The following is a 20,838-nucleotide window of genomic DNA, read 5'->3' as shown; positions in this document are numbered from 1 at the left end:
AAATTCCACGAATTGTAAACGGATTGTGAACGGATTTTAAATAAAAACGAAATGCAGCGGATTACAGGTTGTATTTTCTCTCATAAAAGCCCATTTCAAACGTTTGCTATTTGATGCTTTCAAATTCTATGGTTGCGGGGATGATGACCTATTTTGAATATTTTCCAATGCCGGGTTTACCAGCTTTAGATAACGACGAATCCCGGCCAAACCTTCCTGCCGGGATTGTGTTATATATTTATCCATCACCAAAATACAACTACGATGGTAACACAAACATCTTTGTTCACGTTTACGGGAAAGGCCGGTAACATGATCGGCTATACCGGGATAGTAAAATTGATTGGCCGGACGAACGATGGACGAAGAAATGGACAAGCTTCACCATTTCCGGTGTTCCTCTTTTCAGCAGTACCGGGCTGTTTGGGCAGAGATTTACCGGCTTCATATTGGGGGATGCGATGAAGCCGCGTTATTTTATTTCAAGTGGAGTATGCCGTCTTTATCAAAATAGTAATCTACGGCGGTGGTGAGTTTCAGTTGTTCTAAAAAGGTTTCGACCGGCAGGTTCCTGTCAATCCTACCGGTAAAGCGTTCCCGGGCAACCAGTTTGCTGTCCATCCTGACCTTTATGCCATACCATCTTGGCAAAACGGTGCAGATGTATTGCAGGTCGGCATCATCAAAATAAAAGATGCCCCGCCTCCAGCTCAGTTCCCTTTCTTCATCGAAAGCCCGCATTTCCGGTCGGGCGCGGCTGGTGCAGATCAGTTGCCTGCCCGGTTTCAGCGGCACTGCATTTTCTCCCGACAACATCACTACCGCGCCTTCTACCAGGGAAACCACCACACGGCCGCTATCGTAGCTGTTCACGTTAAATGCGGTACCCAGCACTTTCACGGTACCCTGCGGCGTATGTACCAAAAAAGGACGGGACGCATCTTTTGCCACATCCAGGTATGCCTCACCTTCCAGACGGATTTCCCTTGTACCTCCTTTGAACCGGAACGGAAACTCCAGTTTGGTAGCGGCATTCATCCAGACGATGGTACCATCGCCCAGCGTAATTTTGTAATCCAGGCCCACCGGCACGGTCAGCACGTTAAGGCCTTCGGGAGCGCTGGCATCAGCAGTGTATGTGAGCCCCTTATGCTGGTTGGTAAGCTTTACGGCGGGAACCTGGATAGCGCTGTCAGTATTTGAAAGGTTCACCGTTTCGCCCGTGGCAAGCCGGAGTTTGATATTGTTGTCTGCCGTTATTGTATAATGAGGGGTATCGGCGGTAAACAGGGTGGAGAGTATCATGCAAATGCCTGCGATAACAGCGGCGGCGATATAATAAATGTATTTTTTCAGGACAGAAGTCTTCTTTATCGGTTTCCAGCGAATATTATCCGCCTTCCCGATCTCCACTCCGGAGAACCGTGCCAGGTATATCTCCCATCCTTCCGCGATCTGTGGATATTCTTCCATGAGCCGGTCGAGGTAATCCTCATCCTCCCTGCTGATGATGCCTGCGACCTTCTCGCTCATCAGTTGCTCAATATATTCCTCGTTCGTGACCATTTTAGATATAAACAGTTTTTCCCGGTGCACGGGTTAATGATTGTTTTGATTTTTCAGGGAAAGGCGCAGGTCTTTCAATGCAAGCGTCATGTGCTTTTTTACGCTCTCCTCGCTGATATTCAATGCAGCGGCGATCTCTTTGCGGGATTGTTGCAGGAGATATCCCCTTTTAAAGACTTTCATCCGTACCGGTGGAAGTTTGTCCATCGCATTATTCAGTTGACGCTGGAGATCATCCCGTTCCAGGCGGTTGTTCGGCAGAACGAAGTCATGCGGCAACGAGATAGCATCGTACCGTTTCCGGTTTACTTTGTTCGACTCCAGTTTGTTAATGCAGCGATTGCGGATGCTGACGAACAGATATTTTTTCAGATGGTTGATATCCGTAAAATCTTTGGAGGAGTATATCTGCCAGAAGTCAATAAAAAACTCCTGCACGATATCTTCGGCTTCCGCTTCGTTCTGCAGTATTCCCAGGGCAGCAATCCACAACCATTTCCTGTATGTAGTATAAATATGGTCAAAAGCAGTTTCCTCCCCTGCTTTCAAGCATTTCAGCAATTCACTATCGTTGTTAAAAAAAGGCATTAAGATGCGTTTCAGCGGCGAAAATATGCGAATCACTCAAACCGGTGTATGCGCCGGTAGAAAAAGTAAGAATAAATTAATGTACGGATTAGAACAGCTAAATGGAGGAATGATGATATTGTTTTGGATCGAACAATATGCAACGCTAAGATAATATTATTCTGATCAAATCCGCAAGCGCCTTAACACAAAGTTTACACATGCAGCTTACCCCGTGAAAATATAAATGCTGTCATACTGATATATCGATATAAACGTGACTGTTCAGAGAATCATTCTTCCTTAACCAATTTTTAACACCATCAGATTATGCGATCATTTTTATCTATTCTATTCCTCATGCTGCTGTCTACGGACGGTTTTTCATTACCGGATTACAAGGTAACACTGAAAGCAGAACAGGTGCCGCTTAAACAGGTTCTTGCTGACATAGAGAAACAAACGGGTTTGTACTTCATGTACAGCACATCGCAGTTCAAGGGAACGGAAAAGGTAAGTATTCATGTGACGGAAGCGAAGCTGGAAGAGGTTTTGCATACTTTACTGGATGCGCGGGGCATGAAGTGGGAGTTAAAGGACAAAGCGATCGTGCTACGGACGGCGGATAAAAAAAATGATGCGGCAGGCGATCATATATCATTATTGACCGGCATTGTTACAAATGAAGAGGGCGTTGCTTTGCCCGGCGCTTCCGTACTTGTCAAAGGCTCAAAGTCGGGAACGGTAACAGATGCCAACGGCAACTTCCAGATACGCAATGTTTCAGACGGTGCGACACTGCTGATACGATACACGGGATATGAAACCACAGAAATAAAAGTGAGCGGCCAACGCGCATTCGCGGTAAAACTGAAGGCGAGTGTGAACGGGCTGGATGAAACAGTGGTGGTTGCGTACGGCACAACTACACAGCGCTCAAACACCGGTGCAATCACTGTGGTACGTGGGGAGCAGATACAATCACTGCCGAACCGGTCATTCGACAAAAGTCTGCAGGGACTTGTGCCGGGATTGCTGGTGACCAATGGAACGGGGCAGCCGGGGGGCGGTGTGAGTAATTTTGTGCTGCGGGGGATTACGACGGGGACGGATGCATTCTTCGGATCAACAGTAAGGAATCCGCTGATAGTGATAGACGGGATCCCTGTGACGCAGGACCACTTTCAGCTTGCCATAAGCGCATTGGTAACACCTATCAGCAATCCCCTTTCGCAGTTAAACCCAACCGACATTGAATCAATTACAGTTTTAAAAGATGCAGCAGCCATCGCACTGTACGGGTCAAAAGCAAGCAACGGCGTAATTCTGATTACCACCAAAACAGGTCAAAAGGGAAAGACAATGTTCAGCTTCAGGCATCAAACAGACATCTCCTCAAAACTCAAAAACAATGCTGAAATGGTCAGCACGGACGAGTATCTGGAATTGCTTTATGAAGCCTACCGGAATACGAATCCAACATTGTGGACCGATGCCGCCATCAAAAAAGATCTCCTTTCTAAATTCCCATACCGGATATCTGGAAATGACACAAGCTTCTACCCCTCACCCAACTGGTTAGAGGAATTATATGTATCAAATGCCATTACGACCTCCAACGACATCTCGATGAGTGGCGGAACTGACAAAACCAAATTCTATGTAAACGCTGAATACACCAAGCAGAACGGGATAGTCAAAAAAACCGGGTTTGACAGAAAATCGATACGGATTAATTTCGAAAGCAATCCCGTTGATTTTCTTAAAATCGGCTTGAACACTTCCTTGTCCCATACCAAACAGGACTATGCCAATCCGTTAGAAAGCTTCGTTTCGGCTTCGCTCAGTGATATAATGTCTCCTCTTAACCCTATACGGCTTGATGACGGGACCTATATATTCAATTATCAATGGGGACTGCCACGTTCTTCGTCTATCTTTTCAGCAAATCCTGTGGCAGCGGCAGAACACAATATAAATCGCAATGTATCCTTTCGGGGTCTCACCAAGTTCTATGGAGATATTAATTTCCTGAAGTATTTCACGCTTGCAAGCAGCATCGGGTTTGATTTCATGCTTGCCGAAACCAAGGAGAAAATTGACCCCCGCTTTCTGTCCACCCGCCGGGCACTGGGAGGATCAATTCAGGAGGCCGACATCAGAAGGACAACTGTTATCAATACCAATACATTGCGGTATAATAGAACGTTTAAGAACGTACATAGTGTAAATGCATTCTTTGGCCACGAAGCTCAAATCCTGGAACAAAAAAAACTGGGAGGTTCTGCTCAAGGCAATGCAGCAACGCTTCCCTACTACGATGAAATAAGCAGCCCTGGATACCCTACCAATAGCGCAACAGGGCTTACGACACGGCAGACATTGCTCTCTCAGTTCGGCCAGGTCAACTACGCCTATGCAGGCAAATACATGCTATCCGCCAGCCTCAGACGGGATGCCTCCTCCGTTTTTGGCAGCAAAGAAAGATGGGGCACCTATTGGTCAGTGGGTTCCGGGTGGATTTTGTCGGAAGAAAACTTTCTCAAACAGCATGACAAAATTATCAGCTCCCTGAAGCTTAGAGGAAGTATTGGTGTAGCAGGCAGTTCCGCTCCTATCGGCAATTCTACAAGATATGACTTGCTTGAACTAAGGAGCTATCAAGGTCAGGTTGCGCTCACCCCTGTTTCATTCGGGAGCCAGCTCTCCGGTGGAAATCCAAATATCAAGTGGGAAAAAACATTCACATGGGACGCAGGATTAGAAGCAAAGCTATTCAGCGGGAGGATCAACTTAACCTTTGATATCTATAACAAAAAAACATCCAATCTGATATACAAAATGAACCTGCCGCTAACTACCGGCAATCTTTCATTATTAAACAACATAGGAGATCTTCGCAACAGTGGTACCGAGATAGCTATATCCGCCGACCTGATCAGACGGAAACATCTGACATGGAACCTACGTGCAGACTGGAGTTCAAATCAAAATAAACTGATAAAAGCGGATGTGCCGCTAACGACTTTAACAGGAGGGCTTCTAAGCAACGAAGAAGGTCGCAGTTTTAACTCATTCTATTTAAAAGAATGGGCCGGCGTCAATTCGGAAGACGGAAAACCGCAATGGATTGACTCCACTGGAAAAACCACCGGAAACTATAATCAGGCCATAAGCTCATTTGTTGGAAAGCCTTCTCCGGATGCATTCGGTTCCGTTATAAATACGATTTCATACATGGGCTTTTCCATCTCCGCACATCTCTATTATCAATACGGATTTAAATTATATGACTGGGCATTTTCCCAGACCTACTTGAATGACGGAGAATACCCATACATTCATCAGGTAAGAGAATCTCTTGACCGCTGGCAAAAACCAGGCGACAAAGCAGCAAACCCGGTTAGAAAACTGAATAACACTGACGGAGGAACAAGAGCATCTACCAGATATTTGTTTGACGGAGATTATATCAGGTTAAAAAATATTGTCATTTCGTATAACTTTCCCAAACGGGTACTGGAAAAAATAAGCCTGAACAGTCTTAAAGTATTCATTCAGGGAAATAATCTGGCCTTATGGTCCAAGTTCCCCGGAGTTGACCCTGACAATGCAAGTGTCGGGGGTACAGTTGGCTTCAGCTATCCAAATCAAAAATCTTATGCTTTCGGCCTTAATGCCAGCTTCTGAATTCAAGACCACCCAAATAGAACATTTATGAAAAATGTCATACTGATTTTAGTATCAATATTTTCAATAGTTGCCTTTTCTTCCTGCGGAAAAGACTTCCTGAATACGGAGAATAAAACAATTATTGAGAGTGAGAACTACATTCGCGATCTGGATGCCACTGCACAATACCTCAATGGCATTTATACAACCCTGGCCAATCTGAACTCGGGATATAAAATGGTATATCCCGAGGTGGCTGCAGATAATATTAAACCGGTATCTGGTTCAAGCGGTCTGTTACATCACTATCTATGGGAACAGCAAGCAGATGACGATTACAATGCCACGTACAACACCAATTCATTTTACAGATCTTATTATTCTATAATACGTTCGTGCAATCTAGTTGTTCAAAAGGCCAATGAGTTCAAGTCTGAAAATCAGCAGAAGTCGGATCTATTGATCGGACAAGCATTGGGCATTAGGGCTATGCTGTATTTTGAGTTGGTGAACACTTACGCACAATCATATAATTATAGTTTACAGGCGGGTCACGCAGGCGTTCCTTATACCGTATCTCCCGATTGGAGTCTTGATAACCATAGAGCAAGTGTTATAGAGATTTACAAATATCTCATTGAAGATCTGGAAAGCGCAGCGGCTTTCCTTGAGGAGAAGGAGATGAATTCCTTGTATATGAACAAAAATATGGCAAAAGGACTGCTTTCAAAAGTCTATCTTTTTGCAGAAGATTTTGAGAATGCCAAAAGGATAGCCGGCGCAATTTGCCGTGCAACCCCACTAATGACAATGCCCGACTATCCTGATAACCTCTTTACACTGGAGGATTCAGAGTCATTCTTTCTGCTGCCTCCCGAAATCAATACATACAGGACAACCTATCCGGGAGCATACTTTTCCCCAAGTCCGAAAGGTCAGTCTCTATCATTCATTGCTACAAACGACGTAGCTGAATTGGTACAGGAAGACAGCATTGACTGTAGAAAAAACTGGGTCGTCAAAAGTGACGAAAACTGGCTTATAAATAAATTCCCTTCGGGGCAAATCAGTACGCATCCTACTCCTGGCGGATCCTACTACCCCTCTCTGCTAAGGGTTTCTGAAGTCTATCTGATTGCTGCAGAGGCATATGCAAGACTCAACATGAACGATAGTGCCAGATTCTTTATAAATGCAATTCGCCTGAGGTCTAACCCGGAAAAGGAACTCATACAAACATCAGGAGAGGCACTGCTTGATTCCATATATAAAGAGCGAAGAAAAGAACTAGCATTTGAAGGAACAAGGCTTTTCGATATCATGAGATGGAAACAGGATATTAAAAGAAGTGATGCGCCAGCCAGTTCAGCTTCTCATCTTTCTTACCCAAGCGACAAAATGATTTCACCTATTCCTCAACGAGATGTGTTGATCAGTGGGCTGAAACAAAATCCTGGATACTAAAATTGGAATAATATGTACTCGATGACTATTCTGACTGTTCTCTTTTGGATAAATACATTCTGGCATTCTGTAAAAACTGATAACCCAGGAAGAATGAACACGATACTAATAGAAACAGACACCGCTAACCTGAGTGGGCAAACTGTTACTATCAACGCCTCTCCTGTATACTATATATCTGGCCAGCGATATGAAGACACTATTTATCAAACAAGTCATAATGGGTTAGCACGATGGGAAATAGCCTCAAAAGAACCGATTTTGGTTTCATCAGAACTGTTATTTGAGAGTATCTCTCATAATATATACCTGGAACCAGGAGACAGCATTCATGTTGAAAACAAAAACGGGACAACCAAGTATACCGGACGTGGATCCGAGAAGCTGACGCTGATACAGAAAATATCAGACAAGCTGACAAAACTCCAAAAACCCTCTAATCCGAATTACTATACCACAAAATCTTTACAAGACTATCTCGAATGGAATAGCTATTTAAACATCGAAAGCAACATTACGACATCTCTTCTGGATGAAGCAAAACCAAACCTCACAGTTGATAGCTATCAGTTTCTTAAACAGATACTATTGGCAAAAATTGAACACAGGCGTATATTTAAATTCGATCACCTACGTGAAAAGGCTGAAGTTTTTGGCATTAAAGGAAGTAGTCTGTGCAATATTTTCGATTCGACCCTTAACAACGAAGTTGCCACATGGCTTCGATCAATCCGGGAACAGGTAAATTTCGATGTATACTACTATCAGTATGTAAGAACTTTGTACAATCGGCAACATGGCTTTACAAGCGACAAAGAAGTCAAGATAAGCCCCAAAAGAAAACTCTCCTATTATGAACTGGCAAAAAAGGTCTATCAAGGTGAGTTACTCGATCAATATTATGCATTCTTAATTCCAAAAGAAGTATTGAAAGAGGAAGGATATACTTCTTCGAATATAAAGCTGTTAAAAGATTTCTATAGTGGGAACGGGAATACAAGCATGAAATACGTTAAATACGTTAGAAAAGCGGAAAATGATCTGATCTCGACCTCATTAATTAAAGGAAATAGTTCCCCTAACTTTGAACTAACCGATGCCTGGGGCATGAAAGTATCAAAAGTCAATCTGCTGGGAAAGATCACGATTATGATGTTTCCCGGTAGTGAGGGCAAAGAAAATACGGCCTACATTAATAAAATAAAAGAGCAATTCAAGCAAAACGATCTAGTAAAAATATGGAGCATCCTTGACTTTCCAACAACAGACCAGGACAGTACAGAAATACTATTTGCTGGAGAAAACTATGAGACGATAAAAAGAATATTTAATATCACATCTGTGCCGGCTGTCCATATTATCAATCAAAATGGCAAAACTAACTCCACTGTTTATCCTTCTGGAGAAGACTCATCGTACCTCTACACTATTAAACACAATGTCGGTGCGGAATTGACCCCCATTCTTCATGACGGTCCATATATTTTGCTACGAAAGGACTCAATCGAAGTAATCTCCATTGACACCAAAAAGGCAACCAGCCAAAAATACGCCTTCGGCGAAAAAGTATCCTTTAAGGCCAGAACTGATAAATATGAGGAGCTGTTCGATATACACCTCGAATACAAACACCAGCCCCCTCCTTCCGTCTTCGAAATGCCTGAGGAACTAGTTGTACTCTCGGATATTGAAGGAAATTTCTCGGCACTCAGAAAGTTGTTGGAAGCGAATCGCATAATAGATAAAAATATGAACTGGACTTTTGGCAAGAATCATCTGATATTGAACGGGGATATAGTTGACCGGGGAAATCAGGTGACAGAATGCTTATGGTTGATATATGCATTGGAGCAAAAGGCAAAAAAATCCGGAGGGCATGTACATTTCATTCTCGGAAATCATGAAATTCTGAACTTAAACAAAAGGAATATTTATGCCAATTCAAAATATATACGAAACGCTTCACTTATCAAAATACCTTACGCAGAATTGTATAGTGAACGAACTGAAATCGGAAAATGGCTCCGGACAAAAAACATCATGGAAAAGATCGGGAACTATCTCTTTGTCCATGGAGGTATCAGTCCAGAAATGAACACTGTCGACCTTCCCATCCACGAAATAAATAACCTTGCCAGAAAATATTATTCAGAAGACTCAACTGCAATAGCATCTTCAGATCGAAATCTGAAGACCATTTTCAATTATAGCACCTCTCCGTTTTGGTTCAGGAAATACTACCGCGAAAAGGAAAAAAACATGGATGTAATCATCCATAACACCCTTCATAAATTTGATGTCAAAAAGATCGTTACAGGTCACACTATCGTTGCCGACCATATTACACAACACTATGACGGAAAAGTAATTAATACAGACACGCGCCATTCCAAAGGGAAATCTGAAGCACTATTAATAAAGAATTATAAGCTGTACAGAATAGATACAACCGGCAAACAATATCCACTATAACTGCCAATACCAGGTTTTTCTCCTCCACAATACACCCTAAAGGGCTTTATCATCAAGGGCAGCTTTGATGATAAAGCCCTTTTTTGCCCACAAACCATTCTTCTACTGAACAAAAGATACAGTACGGATGTCTAACTTAGTGCTGTATATAAAGCGGCCGCCATATACATATTCTTAAATCCTTAAAAAAGCAAATCATGAAAAAGCAATCATTTAGAAAGTTGTCTATAATTGGCTTGATCCTGATGGGAGCTTCCGCAGTAACAGCAGCGTTTATCCCATCTAAAGAACAAAAGGAGGCTAATACCAGATCCGGTGGTCAACTACTGCCATCTACCAGTGGGGGTGGTGTGGACACCTGTACTGATGTAGGCGGCGTAGTAGAATGTAACATCACCGCCAATTCAGGAACTACTACTATTCCTGAATTGAATGTAACCACGATAACAACCCTCAGGAATGGCGTTCTCACAAACACGACTAACAACACAACACTTGGCGTGGACCCCATCGAATAGAAAAATTTTGTATCGACAAAACAGCGAAAATAACTGTTTACCCGTTAATTGGGTAAACAGTTATTCGCTTCATGATTCACAAAAACAATCTTGATATGGCAACAAAAGTCCAGTTAACCGTATTGTTGATCATTCCGTTTATTCAGTGTTGCAATCATAATAAGTCCTCGAATATACCCGCGCGTTATTATCATAAGGATGCTTCATATCGTTTGAATATTGAATGTACAGCGGATACTTTGAGATTTCCATTGGGTGAAGATATATTCAATACGATCGAATCGTTCAATATCTTCTCTCAGAATGATAAAAGGTATATCTCGTTCTATGAGGGTACTTCCGAGACGATAAATATCTATCACTTTGATTCCGGCCGCTTGACGAAGCAAATCCATATTAAAAGCACTATTCCCGAAAAAAAGTTTAGTAAGACCTCCGTATTCACGAAAACGATGGATAGTATCTTTATTGTAAACAACAATAATATATACATAATTGACACGTCTTGCAACATAAAACATTCTTTCACGTTGCAAGAATTGGACGCTCATGCAATGATCCTTTTTGAGAATAGTCTGTTGCCAGCATTCCAGGGGAGTAAAATAATTACCGGAAGACATGCCAGAAGCCTCGGTGCGTACCTGGGAACCCTGCAAATGTGGAAAATGATTTATTCCTTTGATCTTAAAACCGGTAAAATGGAGGAGTTCTACAGTCTTCCTGATACCTACCTGAATAACTTGTTCGGTTACAACTTTCTTGACTATAGCTTCTGTTACAATGACAAAAAACGATTCGTCCTAAGTTTTCCGGCAGATACCAACATCTATGAAACCGATCTGAAGAAATATCATGTGGCATTCTACGGCCAGAGCCGATACCAAACATCGCCCATCCCTCCGGTTCCCAAAAAAGAGTTACTAACCAACATGGAAGTGCGCCTCAAAAGCTACCTTGTAAGAGACTCATACGGGGAAATCTACTTTGATCCCATAAAAAAAAGATATCTGCGGGTAGCAAAATCCGGTCTGACCGAGTCTGAATATAGTGAGAAAATCAGGTCAAAAAAGCAACGGCTTATCATACTGGATGAGTATCTAACTATTATCGGCGAGTCCGCAATAGATCAAAATGTTTCTCTTAGCAGCATTGTTATAACAATGAACGGGGAAATATATGCCAGAGTAAATAGGCAAGATGAGTATGCTGTGAATTTTGTCAGGCTAGAATACAGTGAAGAAAGTGTACGAAACACCACTCATTTAACAAAAAAGTATTAACGATGTATCATTTAGCTAAGTTATTTATCGTCGCTGCAATATTTACCTCTGGCTGCACATCCATGGGCGAAAAAGGAGATAAGAAACAACCTGTTATGAACAAAGTAGAAAATGATTCGCTCTTTAAGCAGCTTATGATCTTGACGAATAGTAAAATTCCATCGGAAAAGCAAAACGATTCATTGGCGTTCCTTATCCTTCCTTTAAACAACAGTTGCCCTTCCTGCCGTGACAAAACAATTGATAGCATTTCCAGACACATTTCATCATTAAAGAGCAAACATTATATAATCATTTCTGCTAATGATGGCATTAAAAACATGCGAGCTACATTTACTAAGAATGACAGGAAAATACCTTCCGCACCGGGTAGAGTATTTCTGGACAGTATGGACCTCGCATATAAGTTCGATCTATACGCATCCAACCCGTCCATGTTCTATACTGCAGGAGGAAAAGTATATAAGTCAGTCTATGCACTCCCCGAATCAATAAAGCAGGATTTGCAGGAATTCTTTTCCGGGTTTCGGAGTAAATAAAATGATGTTGTCTATGTCCAATCATGTTAAACTGGCTATTTATGAACCTGGAAATGAAGGAAAGAAAGGCAGATACTTTACCCTCCGCCTGAAGACCTTCGTTGGGAAGGAAAGATCTGTTTTCAGACCACCCAGCAAAGCTTTAGTTATTCCTTCGATTGCTGGAGACTTTCAAGATTTCCTGGAAACCCTACTTAAATTTCAGGTAATAGACCGAAAGCACCAATGGATATATGAGGATGGGCATATCATACTCAATGGCAACTACCTCTCGAAGCAAACGAAAAAAGCCGAATGTTTGTGGTACATTTATGGTCTGGAAGAGCGGGCCTTTAGACGTGGGGGACATGTCCATTTTATTCTGGGAATGGATGAACTAATGTTGCTTAATGAAAAAAAATGGATAGATCAGCATCCCGACTATGCATTTAGCAGAAAACGCTCTTCCGGTCAGTCATACTCCATACTTTATGATGGGAATAATGAACTGTTGAGATGGCTTCGCACTAAAAATATCGTAGAAAAAATCGGATCATCCCTTTTCCTGAACAAAGAAATCGCTGCTGAAATACTGATGTCCGGACTTCCTATTACCGAGATCAACAAAAGTAGTTTCGAAGATCGCTATAAGGGGCTTGCATTTTCTCTGGATCTTTGCTCAATACAAAACATTGTCGAAAAATATGATGTACAAACAATTGTAACAGGAAATTATCATATAGCTGAAACAGTTTCATACTCTAACGGAACAATAATAGACGTACCAGCCAGCAAGAAAGAGGCACTTCTCATTCAGAACGAAAGCTTTTACCGGGTGTTTAGCGACAAAGAAAAAGTCGAACTGACATTATAGTAAGAATGGTATGGATATTTTGTCACGAAAACAATACTGCAGGAGAGCATGCAAGATACCGGTATTCCCCATCATAAAATTAGCTACCGGTTGCCGCTCATGCTCAACAAACCAGTGAACAAATTTCTCCTCCTTTATTTTTTTAACATGGCAAAGGAATTGGACTATACTCCCAGCTTGCTCCACATAGTATTTATCGTCCAGAACATTCGCTGCCTGAAGGTAAACACTTGCTACTCCACTTAAACCAAAGCTCTGACTCAAATTATTGAAAGATAAACCCGGGTTGGGAGTAACAAGTATTTGGCCAACAGTATTACGATAAGATTCTTTTTGAAAAAAGTCGAACGCCTTTAAAAAAGACAGTGAAATACCCGGGCTTCCTTCCAGAAGAGAAAAAGACAGCTGCTTACCGGAGGAGGATTTCCAATCCATTGTTCCGTTTCCCCGGACTGCTTTTCTGATTAGCCAGGAAAGTCCTCTTTCCGCTGCTTCTAAAGAGTCACCATGATTAAACTTCTGTCCAAACAGCAGTAAATAATATATAATGCCGGACATGCCGGATCCGAAACCCGGTATGATCCTTCTTCTTCCGGATTCGTTGAAGCTCCTCATCCAATAGCCCTCGGCGTCTTGTTTTGCAACAAGAAGCGTAGCATATTGAATTAGTCTTTCATCCAATGTTTCTTGCTTCAGAAAAGCAGCGCAAAGCAAATTAGCGATTCCCTGCCCCGCCATCCCCCGTACAACATCTTCATGGTCCGACGAATCAGTTAATAGTTGATTTATCCAATTGCGATACTCTTCCTTATTCTCGATCAACCCGCTATTCATAGCTGCAACTAATGCTACTGCTATGCCGTCTGATCCAAAGTGCAGTCCAGGAGTATGACGATCAGCCCTGTCGATATACTTATTCTTAATCAGTTCGATTCCCATTTTGATCTGACTTTGTGCTAGTGATACATCAAATCCCATCCTCTTTGCGTTCGCTAAAAAATAAATAATTCCGCTGGCGCCGCGATTAAAGCTCGCATACCAGGCTTTATTGATCTTACTCTTTTCTTCCGACATATTTTTCATATCCTCCGAAAACCATCCCTTTTCGCTATCTGCCATCAATGAAGTGCTCAAGGCAAATATTCCCTTTTGAATAGTATCGAGTATCTCATTTTGCGAGAATAATATCCTGGGGACAGTCGCTCTAGGTGATCTTCCTATCTTATCCCGTTCATACTGCAAGAGAAAATTCTTGATCTCCCCCGCCAGCGGCCGCCGTTCCGGCTCCGGATCCATACAACGCGCCACAAGGTCAGCAAGCAGCTTGTCGGGCATCAGGAACTCCACCTTGCGCTGCAGCTCCTCCCGTGACACCGTCGTCAACTTATACGGCGATATCCCCGTCCACAACTGCAGCATGATCGCGCCAATGGAAAATATATCCTCCTTCACTGTGGGCACGGCAATCAGCTCCTGCTCCGGAGACATATACCCGATCGTCCCCAATTGAAACGGGGGGCTCGGATAGCCTGCAGCCAGTGAATAACTTAGCTCCATATCAATAATTGCCACCTTCCCTCCCGGCATGATCATGAAATTATTCAATGTCACATCCCTGTGTACTACCTGGTGCTGATGCATCACCTCCAGTATTTCCACGATCCGGACCAGGTAGTCCAGGAATTTCATGCCAGTCTTGTTTCCACTCAGCAAGCCCTCCTGCACGGCGTTGCCTCCCTCCTTAAAAACCGTATGCAGTGATTTTCCCCTGATCCTCTCAATTACCAGGTAATAATTCCCGTTTTCCTCAAAGCTTCCGAGCAACCTCGGCATCCTGATCTTGTCCTGCAACATCGCATGCAGTTGCTCCTGCCACATCAGACGGTCCCGGATATCCCTGCCGTGTTTATCCTTCGAATCTCCCGAGGTCCCCTCCTTGATCACGCAGAACCCGAACCGCGTAAGACTTTTGATGTAAAGGCATTTCACCACATCATTCTTCTTACTTTCTTTCAGGCTTTTCAGGATGATATAATTGTACCCTATCCGGTTGCCGCTCTTCTTTTCGGATTTCTGATATTTTACAGGCTCTTCATCTACCTGATCGATAATCGTTTTTGCAACAATACTCATCTCAAATATTTTTAAACGCCCAGAAAATATCCCATCCCGGCAATCATCATCTCCATGATCCGCCGTTTGAACCGGAAAGAAATCTTGAAGTATCCTTCTTCATCATAATAATAACTCTGCCGGGCATTCGAAAACTTGATCGGCGCACCAAAATCTTTCATAAGGTTGAGGTATTTGTACACACATCGTTCTGAAATACCGATCTTATCGGCAAGATTGGATGGGGTCCCTGTCGCTTTTGTCTGAATAAGGTGATCAATGCGTTGCAAACGCTGTAAAGTGTCTGTTGTCATTGGAGAATACGCTTTTAGGTTTAAGTCAACGGTTCAGGTAATAGGAACTCGTATCTAACCAACTGTTAAATATCACTGTAACCAATACTTCATGCGGATTATCGGGTTAATTCCTACTGTGTCTTTCTATAAAATTGACATATTTAACACAAAAATAAAATAGCAGATCGGACATATCATTTGTCATTTTGGACATTTCCCGCCGGACGCCTCACATCACTCGGCGGGTGCCCGTAAAACCTCCGGTATATCCTGCTGAAACTCCCATAATCCATATACCCCACCATCTCCGCAATCTGCCTCAGCGGATAGTTTGTTGACGAAATGAGGTCCCTCGCCCTCTCCAGCCTTACCCGTCTCACGAACGCCTGCACCGGCTCCTGGTATATCCGCTTGTAACCGTACTTCAGCCGGGATACGCTCATGCTGTATTCCCTGGCGATCTCCCTGTTCCCCAACTCCCCGGAAAGATTATTCAGAATATATGCCTGTATCGTGGCAAACAGCACTTCCTCCGTATCTCCTGCATCACTGGCCGTTTCCGCATCCATCAATGCTATTGCCAGCAAAAGCGAAATATTGGCCGGCACTGCTATCTCTTTCATTTTATGATCAGGATGCTTATCCCGTATCTCACCGATCAACTCGTAAAAGCGGGGCGACATAATGCCCGCCCCGGGTATGGCATATGCCTGCATATTATCTTCCGCTTTGCTGAGCAGCTCCCGGACGATATCTGAATAGGGCGCCAGCATCAATAACTGTTCCCTTGTAAAGTCGATATGAAAAGATTCGTATATCTCTCCCTTCTTCAGCCACGCCCGGTTCAGTTCATTGCCCAGTTGAAAGAAACCGAACTGACCTGCCCGGAGCCACAGTTGCCCCACACCAGCCAGTTCGCACCGTAAACTCCCCTTTATCATGCAATGCAAAGAAGAAACAGGCTCTTCTGCATATGGAGCGATCTCTGCATCCTCCTTCGCAAAGAAAACATGGTTGCAGATCGTAAACCCCTTGATCTGTACCACCTGGTGCACGATATCAACAGTTGCGGATTCCTCCAGTATGGCCCCGGCAAAAGGATGAAGACGGGAACGGTACTGATATGGGATGTCATGACGCAAAACGGAATGCTGCCGGGCGATAAACCGCATACGGAGTTTCGGGAAAACAGGGGAACTGTGATGCATAGAGTGGACAACTTAAGCTAATTGGTGTCTTATAAGGATTAACGGATAAAAGCGACCTTCATGAACTGCAAGTAAGCTAATAAGTGCATACGGCGATATTATCATTTCATTAATTTCCCTGTCAATGGAAGCAAATACTTCCTCATTCATGCATTTTTTTTAACTAATTTGTTGACAATTAATTAATATTAACCTATGAACCGTACGCTGACATACCTTATCCTCCCGCTCTTCCTCCTCTCCTGCCAGGCGGATCGAAAAAGCAAAAAAGACATCCTGAAAGAAAAGATCGCCGCCAACAAGATCCGGCTGGAAAAGGTTTACCAATATGAATACCGTTTCGGCCAGCCGGACACCGCCAACGGCTTCCTTTTTCAACTGACGGAATATGATGCTTCCGGCAACGCCATCTACAGCAACATCTATCACCGGAACGACTCTACGCTGAATACCCGCGAAGAATACTATTATGATATTCACGGAAACGACTCTGCCACCGTGTCTAAAGACCACGAAGGCAATATTACCGCAGTGGTGAGAAACGAATATGATGATAACCACCGCAATACTGCGCGATTATTCTATAATTCCGAAGGGCAGCTGGACAGGAAGATCATCTATGCCTATGATAAAAATGAACAGGTAAAGGAACTGACATCCCGGGATGCGGCCGGCAAAGTGATCTATGCCTTCCACTATACTTATAATGAACATGGGGATGAAGCCCTCACCAGTGAATTTGACAAAGACGGCAAGCTGGTGATGAAATCAGAACTGGTCAATGACACAGACACTTCGCTTCACTACGATGTTTATAACGGCAGGAATGAGTTGACGCACAAATTTTTCAATACCATCAACGAAAAGAGATATGTCACCAGACAGGGATATATGGACATGACAGACAGTTCCATGCACAATACCACGCTGGTGTACGACCAGCATGACCTGATCATTGAAAGGATCACGTATGACCCGCAGGGCGAGCCTGCGCAACTGACGAGGATCGTGCGGGAGCAATAGTGCGCCGGTGCAGGATAAGGATCAGTGCGGTCACCACAATGCCGAAGCCGGACATTAACCCGAAGGCCCAGCGCAGGCTGAGCGCCTCCGCAATGAATCCGATCACCGGCGGCACCAGCAGAAAACCCAGGTAACCTACTGTGGAGACTGCCGCAATAGCCGGACCATTGGCCATGGTAGTGGATTTCCCCGCCATGCTGAACACCAGCGGAACAACGCAGGACACACCAAGGCCGATCAGCATGAAGCCGAAACCGGCCGTAAGCGGCTGCGGTAGAAGCGCGGAAAGCAACAGCCCACAAAACATCAGGATGCCGCTCCACTTGATCATCGTTACCACACCCAAACGGTTCACGATCCTGTCCCCGCTGAAACGGCCAACGGCCATGGCCACCATATACACCACAAACCCCGCGGTCACCACCTCCCGCGACGCCTGCACGGCCTTCTGGAAATAAATGCCGCTCCAGTCGTACATCGTACCTTCGCAGGACATCACGGCAAAAGATATCAGCCCGTATTTCAACAGGCTTTTATCCGGCCACGAAAACCTCCTTCTGCCCACCGGAGACGGCGGCTGATGGAGGCTGCCGGGGTAGGCAAAAAATCCCATGATCACCATCAGTATGCCCACGATCATGAAATGGATGCCCGGCGATATCTGCCAGAACACCATCAGCCCGCCCAGTGCAGCGCCGCTGAAACCCGCCACGCTCCAGATGCCGTGAAATGTGGTGATGATGGATTTTTCGTATAATGATTGTACGCCAACGGACTGCGCATTCATGGAAATATTGAGGAGGTTGCGCGAAGCGCCGAAACAGAACAGCGCAATCACCAGCTGCCAGACTTCCGTTACAAAGCCCAGCACACTGAGCATCGCGTTGAAGGCCAGCGCACCCGCGAACATAATGGTATTGCTGCTGAAACGCTGCAACAGCGCACCCGTTACCGGCATCGTGAGCATAAGGCCGAAAGGCAGCGCAAATAATACGCTGCCCAGTTGCGCTTCATTCAGCTGAAGCCTTTGCTGCAGATCAGGTATCCGCGATGCCCATGTGGAAAACCCGAAACCTGATATAAAAAAGAATAGTGCTATCGCTATCCTCGCCCTTCTCCTGTCATCCATCATCCTGTTACTTTGTTTTGACACTGCCGGCCAGCAGCGTTGTTCCCAATCCCAAAACGGCGATCAGGGCAAAAGACCAGCGGAGACCAAATCCTTCTGCTACAAAACCGATCAGCGGAGGTCCGAGCAGGAAACCCAGAAAACCGATGGACGATACCATGGCCAGCGCCACACCGGGAGCTATTGTTTTCGACCGCCCGGCTATGCTGTAAGACAGCGGCACCACGGAAGCCACACCTAGCCCCACCAGCAGAAACCCGATAGTGGCCGGAACGATCGTGGGCAGCACGACAGACAAGAGCAACCCGCTGAGTATCGTCAACCCGCTGAATTGCAGCATGGCCTTGGCGCCGAAGCGGGTAATAAAATGGTCCGCCGCAAAGCGACCGCCTGCCATGGCGCTCATGAACCCTATAAAACCGAGCCTGCTCCATTCCACCGGAGCATGCACCACCTGGTCGAAATAAACGCCGCTCCAGTCGAACATCGTGCCTTCGCAGATCATGCAGGCAAAGGTAATCAGGCCGAGCAGCATAATGTTCCTGTCGGGTTTCACAAAAATGGAATTGCTGCCGCTTTTCTTCGGCGCGTCCCTCGGCAGCACGTAGGCGGCAGAAGTGGCGATCAGCAGCATCGTCAGCACAAAAACAATAGCATAATGCACCAGCGGCGTCTGGTGCTGCGCTACCATCAGCGCACCAAGCAAACCACCTGTAAAGCCGGCCAGGCTCCACAACCCGTGAAAGCTCGCCAGGATGCTGCGGCGGTAGAGGGCTTCCACTCCCACGGCCTGCGTGTTGGCCGCAATGTTGATCATGTTGCCGCAAAGACCGAACAATACCAGCGAACCGGCCAGCAATACCAGGTTATTGGCCGCTCCCAGCAACAGCAGCGCTCCGGGATACAGAAACGCCGCAATCAGCATGATCAGTCGGCTGCCGAAACGGGACACGAGGTAACCCGAAAGCCCCATCCCCGCCATCTGCCCCGCAGGCAATGCCAGCAAAAGGCCGCCCAACGCGGCATCACTCAAACGCAAACTCTCCTTGATATCCGGTATCCGGCTCGCCCAACTGGCGAAAACCAGGCCCTGGATGAAGAAAAATACAGAAAGCGCCAGCCGGTATGCCCTGGGCGCGCGTAATGATATCGAATAAGCCAATTGCATGATGATGCAAAATTATTGCAACCCCCTGTACCTGTTTTCTCCTATAATGACCATTATTTGTACTGTATTGATATTGATTTAAGTGTTAATTTTGCCTTATCATGAAGAAGATCGAACTGGAAGAGATCAGGCCGGACGCGGGAAAGTCCTTCCGCCTGAAGACGGATTGCTTCAAAAAGTCCTTCTACTGGCATTTCCACCCGGAATATGAGATCGTTTACGTAGAGGGCGGCTCCGGCACCCGCCATGTAGGGCAGCACCTTTCCAGTTATACCGACAGTGACCTGATCTTCATCGGCCCGGATGTACCGCACCTGAATTTCGACTACGGCCTGAAAACGGAGATCAACCAGATCGTGGTACAGCTGAAAGAAGATTTTCTGGGAGAGCGTTTCCTCCAGGCGCCGGAGCTTTCCGCGATCAAAGTGCTGTTTGAAAAAGCGAAATACGGCCTTTCCTTCACCGGCGAAACCAAATTGCAGCTGGCGGAAAAACTGAAGCAGATGCCTTCACTGGATCATTTCCGGCAGCTCATCAGCCTGCTGGAGGTCTTCCAGATCATGGCCACCAGCAAAGAAGTCGTGCAGCTGAACGATCAGACCAACAGCCACAATCAGCTGCAGAAAGACAAGGAACGCATGTCCGCGATCTACCGTTATGTGGATGCCAGTTACCACCTCCGGCCGGATGTGAACCATATTGCACAACAGGTGCATATGACCACGGCCGCTTTCTGCCGCTATTTCAAGAAACAGACCGGTATGACGTTCACGGATTTTGTGAACCATTGCCGCATCAACCAGGCAAAAAACCTGCTGCTGCAGGACAGATCGGTGACCGAAACCTGTTTTGCCACGGGCTTTGAGCAACTCTCCTATTTCAATAAAGTATTCCGGAAGATCAACGGGGAAAACCCGCGGGATTTCAAAAAACGATATTTACATTAGCGCCCGCCTGCAGCAAATTGCAGT

General features: G+C 45.0%; 16 protein-coding genes. 9 read left to right on the top strand and 7 right to left on the bottom strand.

The annotated features are described in order from the left end of the window. Positions 1 to 477: 477 nt before the first annotated feature. The gene (locus FW415_RS15540) at positions 478 to 1,566 is read right to left on the bottom strand and encodes a FecR family protein (protein WP_148386767.1); all 1,089 of its coding nucleotides are present in this window, start codon (positions 1,564 to 1,566) and stop codon (positions 478 to 480) included. 33 nt (positions 1,567 to 1,599) lie between these two features. Beyond that, positions 1,600 to 2,154 (bottom strand): RNA polymerase sigma-70 factor, encoded by a 555-nt coding sequence (locus FW415_RS15535; protein ID WP_148386763.1) that lies wholly within the window; start codon positions 2,152 to 2,154, stop codon positions 1,600 to 1,602. A gap of 309 nt (positions 2,155 to 2,463) precedes the next feature. Here FW415_RS15535 and FW415_RS15530 point away from each other — a divergent pair, with 309 nt between their 5' ends. From FW415_RS15530 to FW415_RS15500, 7 genes are all read left to right on the top strand, one after another. Then, on the top strand, positions 2,464 to 5,823 hold the full coding sequence (locus FW415_RS15530) for a TonB-dependent receptor (RefSeq protein WP_148386759.1): 3,360 nt from the start codon (positions 2,464 to 2,466) through the stop codon (positions 5,821 to 5,823). A gap of 27 nt (positions 5,824 to 5,850) precedes the next feature. Next, positions 5,851 to 7,269, top strand: coding sequence for a RagB/SusD family nutrient uptake outer membrane protein (locus FW415_RS15525; protein ID WP_148386755.1), 1,419 nt, complete (start codon positions 5,851 to 5,853; stop codon positions 7,267 to 7,269). A gap of 93 nt (positions 7,270 to 7,362) precedes the next feature. Further along, positions 7,363 to 9,741 carry a metallophosphoesterase gene (locus FW415_RS15520; protein ID WP_168208838.1) on the top strand — a complete coding sequence of 793 codons (2,379 nt, stop codon included), beginning with the start codon at positions 7,363 to 7,365 and terminating at the stop codon, positions 9,739 to 9,741. 197 nt (positions 9,742 to 9,938) lie between these two features. Next, positions 9,939 to 10,259 (top strand): hypothetical protein, encoded by a 321-nt coding sequence (locus tag FW415_RS15515; protein ID WP_148386747.1) that lies wholly within the window; start codon positions 9,939 to 9,941, stop codon positions 10,257 to 10,259. A gap of 71 nt (positions 10,260 to 10,330) precedes the next feature. Further along, entirely contained in the window at positions 10,331 to 11,539 is a 1,209-nt protein-coding gene (locus FW415_RS15510; RefSeq protein ID WP_148386744.1) for a DUF4221 family protein, read from the top strand. A gap of 2 nt (positions 11,540 to 11,541) precedes the next feature. Continuing rightward, a complete protein-coding gene (locus FW415_RS15505; RefSeq protein ID WP_148386740.1) occupies positions 11,542 to 12,078 on the top strand; it encodes a hypothetical protein in 537 nt (178 codons plus the stop codon). A gap of 13 nt (positions 12,079 to 12,091) precedes the next feature. Then, positions 12,092 to 12,931, top strand: coding sequence for a hypothetical protein (locus tag FW415_RS15500; protein ID WP_148386738.1), 840 nt, complete (start codon positions 12,092 to 12,094; stop codon positions 12,929 to 12,931). Here the strand turns inward: FW415_RS15500 and FW415_RS15495 are convergent. The 3 genes from FW415_RS15495 to FW415_RS15485 all read right to left on the bottom strand — a co-directional run bounded on the left by FW415_RS15495 (position 12,926) and on the right by FW415_RS15485 (position 16,547). Then, positions 12,926 to 15,064, bottom strand: a complete 2,139-nt coding sequence (locus FW415_RS15495; RefSeq protein WP_148386733.1) for a lanthionine synthetase LanC family protein — start codon at positions 15,062 to 15,064, stop codon at positions 12,926 to 12,928. The genes FW415_RS15500 and FW415_RS15495 overlap by 6 nt on opposite strands. 11 nt (positions 15,065 to 15,075) lie before the next feature. Next, positions 15,076 to 15,357 carry an HTH domain-containing protein gene (locus FW415_RS15490; RefSeq protein ID WP_148386729.1) on the bottom strand — a complete coding sequence of 94 codons (282 nt, stop codon included), beginning with the start codon at positions 15,355 to 15,357 and terminating at the stop codon, positions 15,076 to 15,078. A gap of 176 nt (positions 15,358 to 15,533) precedes the next feature. Next, positions 15,534 to 16,547, bottom strand: a complete 1,014-nt coding sequence (locus tag FW415_RS15485) for an AraC family transcriptional regulator (RefSeq protein ID WP_148386725.1) — start codon at positions 16,545 to 16,547, stop codon at positions 15,534 to 15,536. Positions 16,548 to 16,742: 195 nt separating this feature from the next. Between FW415_RS15485 and FW415_RS15480 the strand changes: the two genes are divergently transcribed. Continuing rightward, on the top strand, positions 16,743 to 17,570 hold the full coding sequence (locus tag FW415_RS15480; protein WP_148386721.1) for a hypothetical protein: 828 nt from the start codon (positions 16,743 to 16,745) through the stop codon (positions 17,568 to 17,570). Here FW415_RS15480 and FW415_RS15475 read toward each other — a convergent pair. Both FW415_RS15475 and FW415_RS15470 read right to left on the bottom strand, forming a co-directional pair. Continuing rightward, positions 17,512 to 18,723: an MFS transporter gene (locus FW415_RS15475; RefSeq protein WP_246858759.1), complete on the bottom strand. Its 1,212-nt coding sequence runs from the start codon at positions 18,721 to 18,723 to the stop codon at positions 17,512 to 17,514. The genes FW415_RS15480 and FW415_RS15475 overlap by 59 nt on opposite strands. Then, positions 18,707 to 19,867 carry an MFS transporter gene (locus FW415_RS15470; RefSeq protein ID WP_148386712.1) on the bottom strand — a complete coding sequence of 387 codons (1,161 nt, stop codon included), beginning with the start codon at positions 19,865 to 19,867 and terminating at the stop codon, positions 18,707 to 18,709. The genes FW415_RS15475 and FW415_RS15470 overlap by 17 nt, the downstream gene beginning before the upstream one ends. Positions 19,868 to 19,968: 101 nt before the next feature. On the opposite strand from FW415_RS15470, the gene FW415_RS15465 reads away from it, so the two are divergent. Continuing rightward, the gene (locus FW415_RS15465) at positions 19,969 to 20,814 is read left to right on the top strand and encodes an AraC family transcriptional regulator (RefSeq protein ID WP_148386710.1); all 846 of its coding nucleotides are present in this window, start codon (positions 19,969 to 19,971) and stop codon (positions 20,812 to 20,814) included. Positions 20,815 to 20,838 lie beyond the last annotated feature (24 nt).

The sequence above is a fragment of the Chitinophaga sp. XS-30 genome, from assembly GCF_008086345.1.
In the GTDB taxonomy this organism is placed as follows: Bacteria; Bacteroidota; Bacteroidia; order Chitinophagales; family Chitinophagaceae; genus Chitinophaga.
The sequence above is the reverse complement of the archived record's forward strand: the minus strand, read 5'-3'. Positions and strand labels throughout refer to the sequence as shown.

What these genes read in the sequence shown, in the direction of transcription:
- FW415_RS15540 (WP_148386767.1), bottom strand. Translation starts at nt 1,566, where the DNA reads ATGGTCACGAACGAGGAATATATTGAGCAACTGATGAGCGAGAAGGTC.
- FW415_RS15535 (WP_148386763.1), bottom strand. Translation starts at nt 2,154, where the DNA reads ATGCCTTTTTTTAACAACGATAGTGAATTGCTGAAATGCTTGAAAGCA.
- FW415_RS15530 (WP_148386759.1), top strand. Translation starts at nt 2,464, where the DNA reads ATGCGATCATTTTTATCTATTCTATTCCTCATGCTGCTGTCTACGGAC.
- FW415_RS15525 (WP_148386755.1), top strand. Translation starts at nt 5,851, where the DNA reads ATGAAAAATGTCATACTGATTTTAGTATCAATATTTTCAATAGTTGCC.
- FW415_RS15520 (WP_168208838.1), top strand. Translation starts at nt 7,363, where the DNA reads ATGAACACGATACTAATAGAAACAGACACCGCTAACCTGAGTGGGCAA.
- FW415_RS15515 (WP_148386747.1), top strand. Translation starts at nt 9,939, where the DNA reads ATGAAAAAGCAATCATTTAGAAAGTTGTCTATAATTGGCTTGATCCTG.
- FW415_RS15510 (WP_148386744.1), top strand. Translation starts at nt 10,331, where the DNA reads ATGATTCACAAAAACAATCTTGATATGGCAACAAAAGTCCAGTTAACC.
- FW415_RS15505 (WP_148386740.1), top strand. Translation starts at nt 11,542, where the DNA reads ATGTATCATTTAGCTAAGTTATTTATCGTCGCTGCAATATTTACCTCT.
- FW415_RS15500 (WP_148386738.1), top strand. Translation starts at nt 12,092, where the DNA reads ATGTCCAATCATGTTAAACTGGCTATTTATGAACCTGGAAATGAAGGA.
- FW415_RS15495 (WP_148386733.1), bottom strand. Translation starts at nt 15,064, where the DNA reads ATGAGTATTGTTGCAAAAACGATTATCGATCAGGTAGATGAAGAGCCT.
- FW415_RS15490 (WP_148386729.1), bottom strand. Translation starts at nt 15,357, where the DNA reads ATGACAACAGACACTTTACAGCGTTTGCAACGCATTGATCACCTTATT.
- FW415_RS15485 (WP_148386725.1), bottom strand. Translation starts at nt 16,547, where the DNA reads ATGCATCACAGTTCCCCTGTTTTCCCGAAACTCCGTATGCGGTTTATC.
- FW415_RS15480 (WP_148386721.1), top strand. Translation starts at nt 16,743, where the DNA reads ATGAACCGTACGCTGACATACCTTATCCTCCCGCTCTTCCTCCTCTCC.
- FW415_RS15470 (WP_148386712.1), bottom strand. Translation starts at nt 19,867, where the DNA reads ATGCAATTGGCTTATTCGATATCATTACGCGCGCCCAGGGCATACCGG.
- FW415_RS15465 (WP_148386710.1), top strand. Translation starts at nt 19,969, where the DNA reads ATGAAGAAGATCGAACTGGAAGAGATCAGGCCGGACGCGGGAAAGTCC.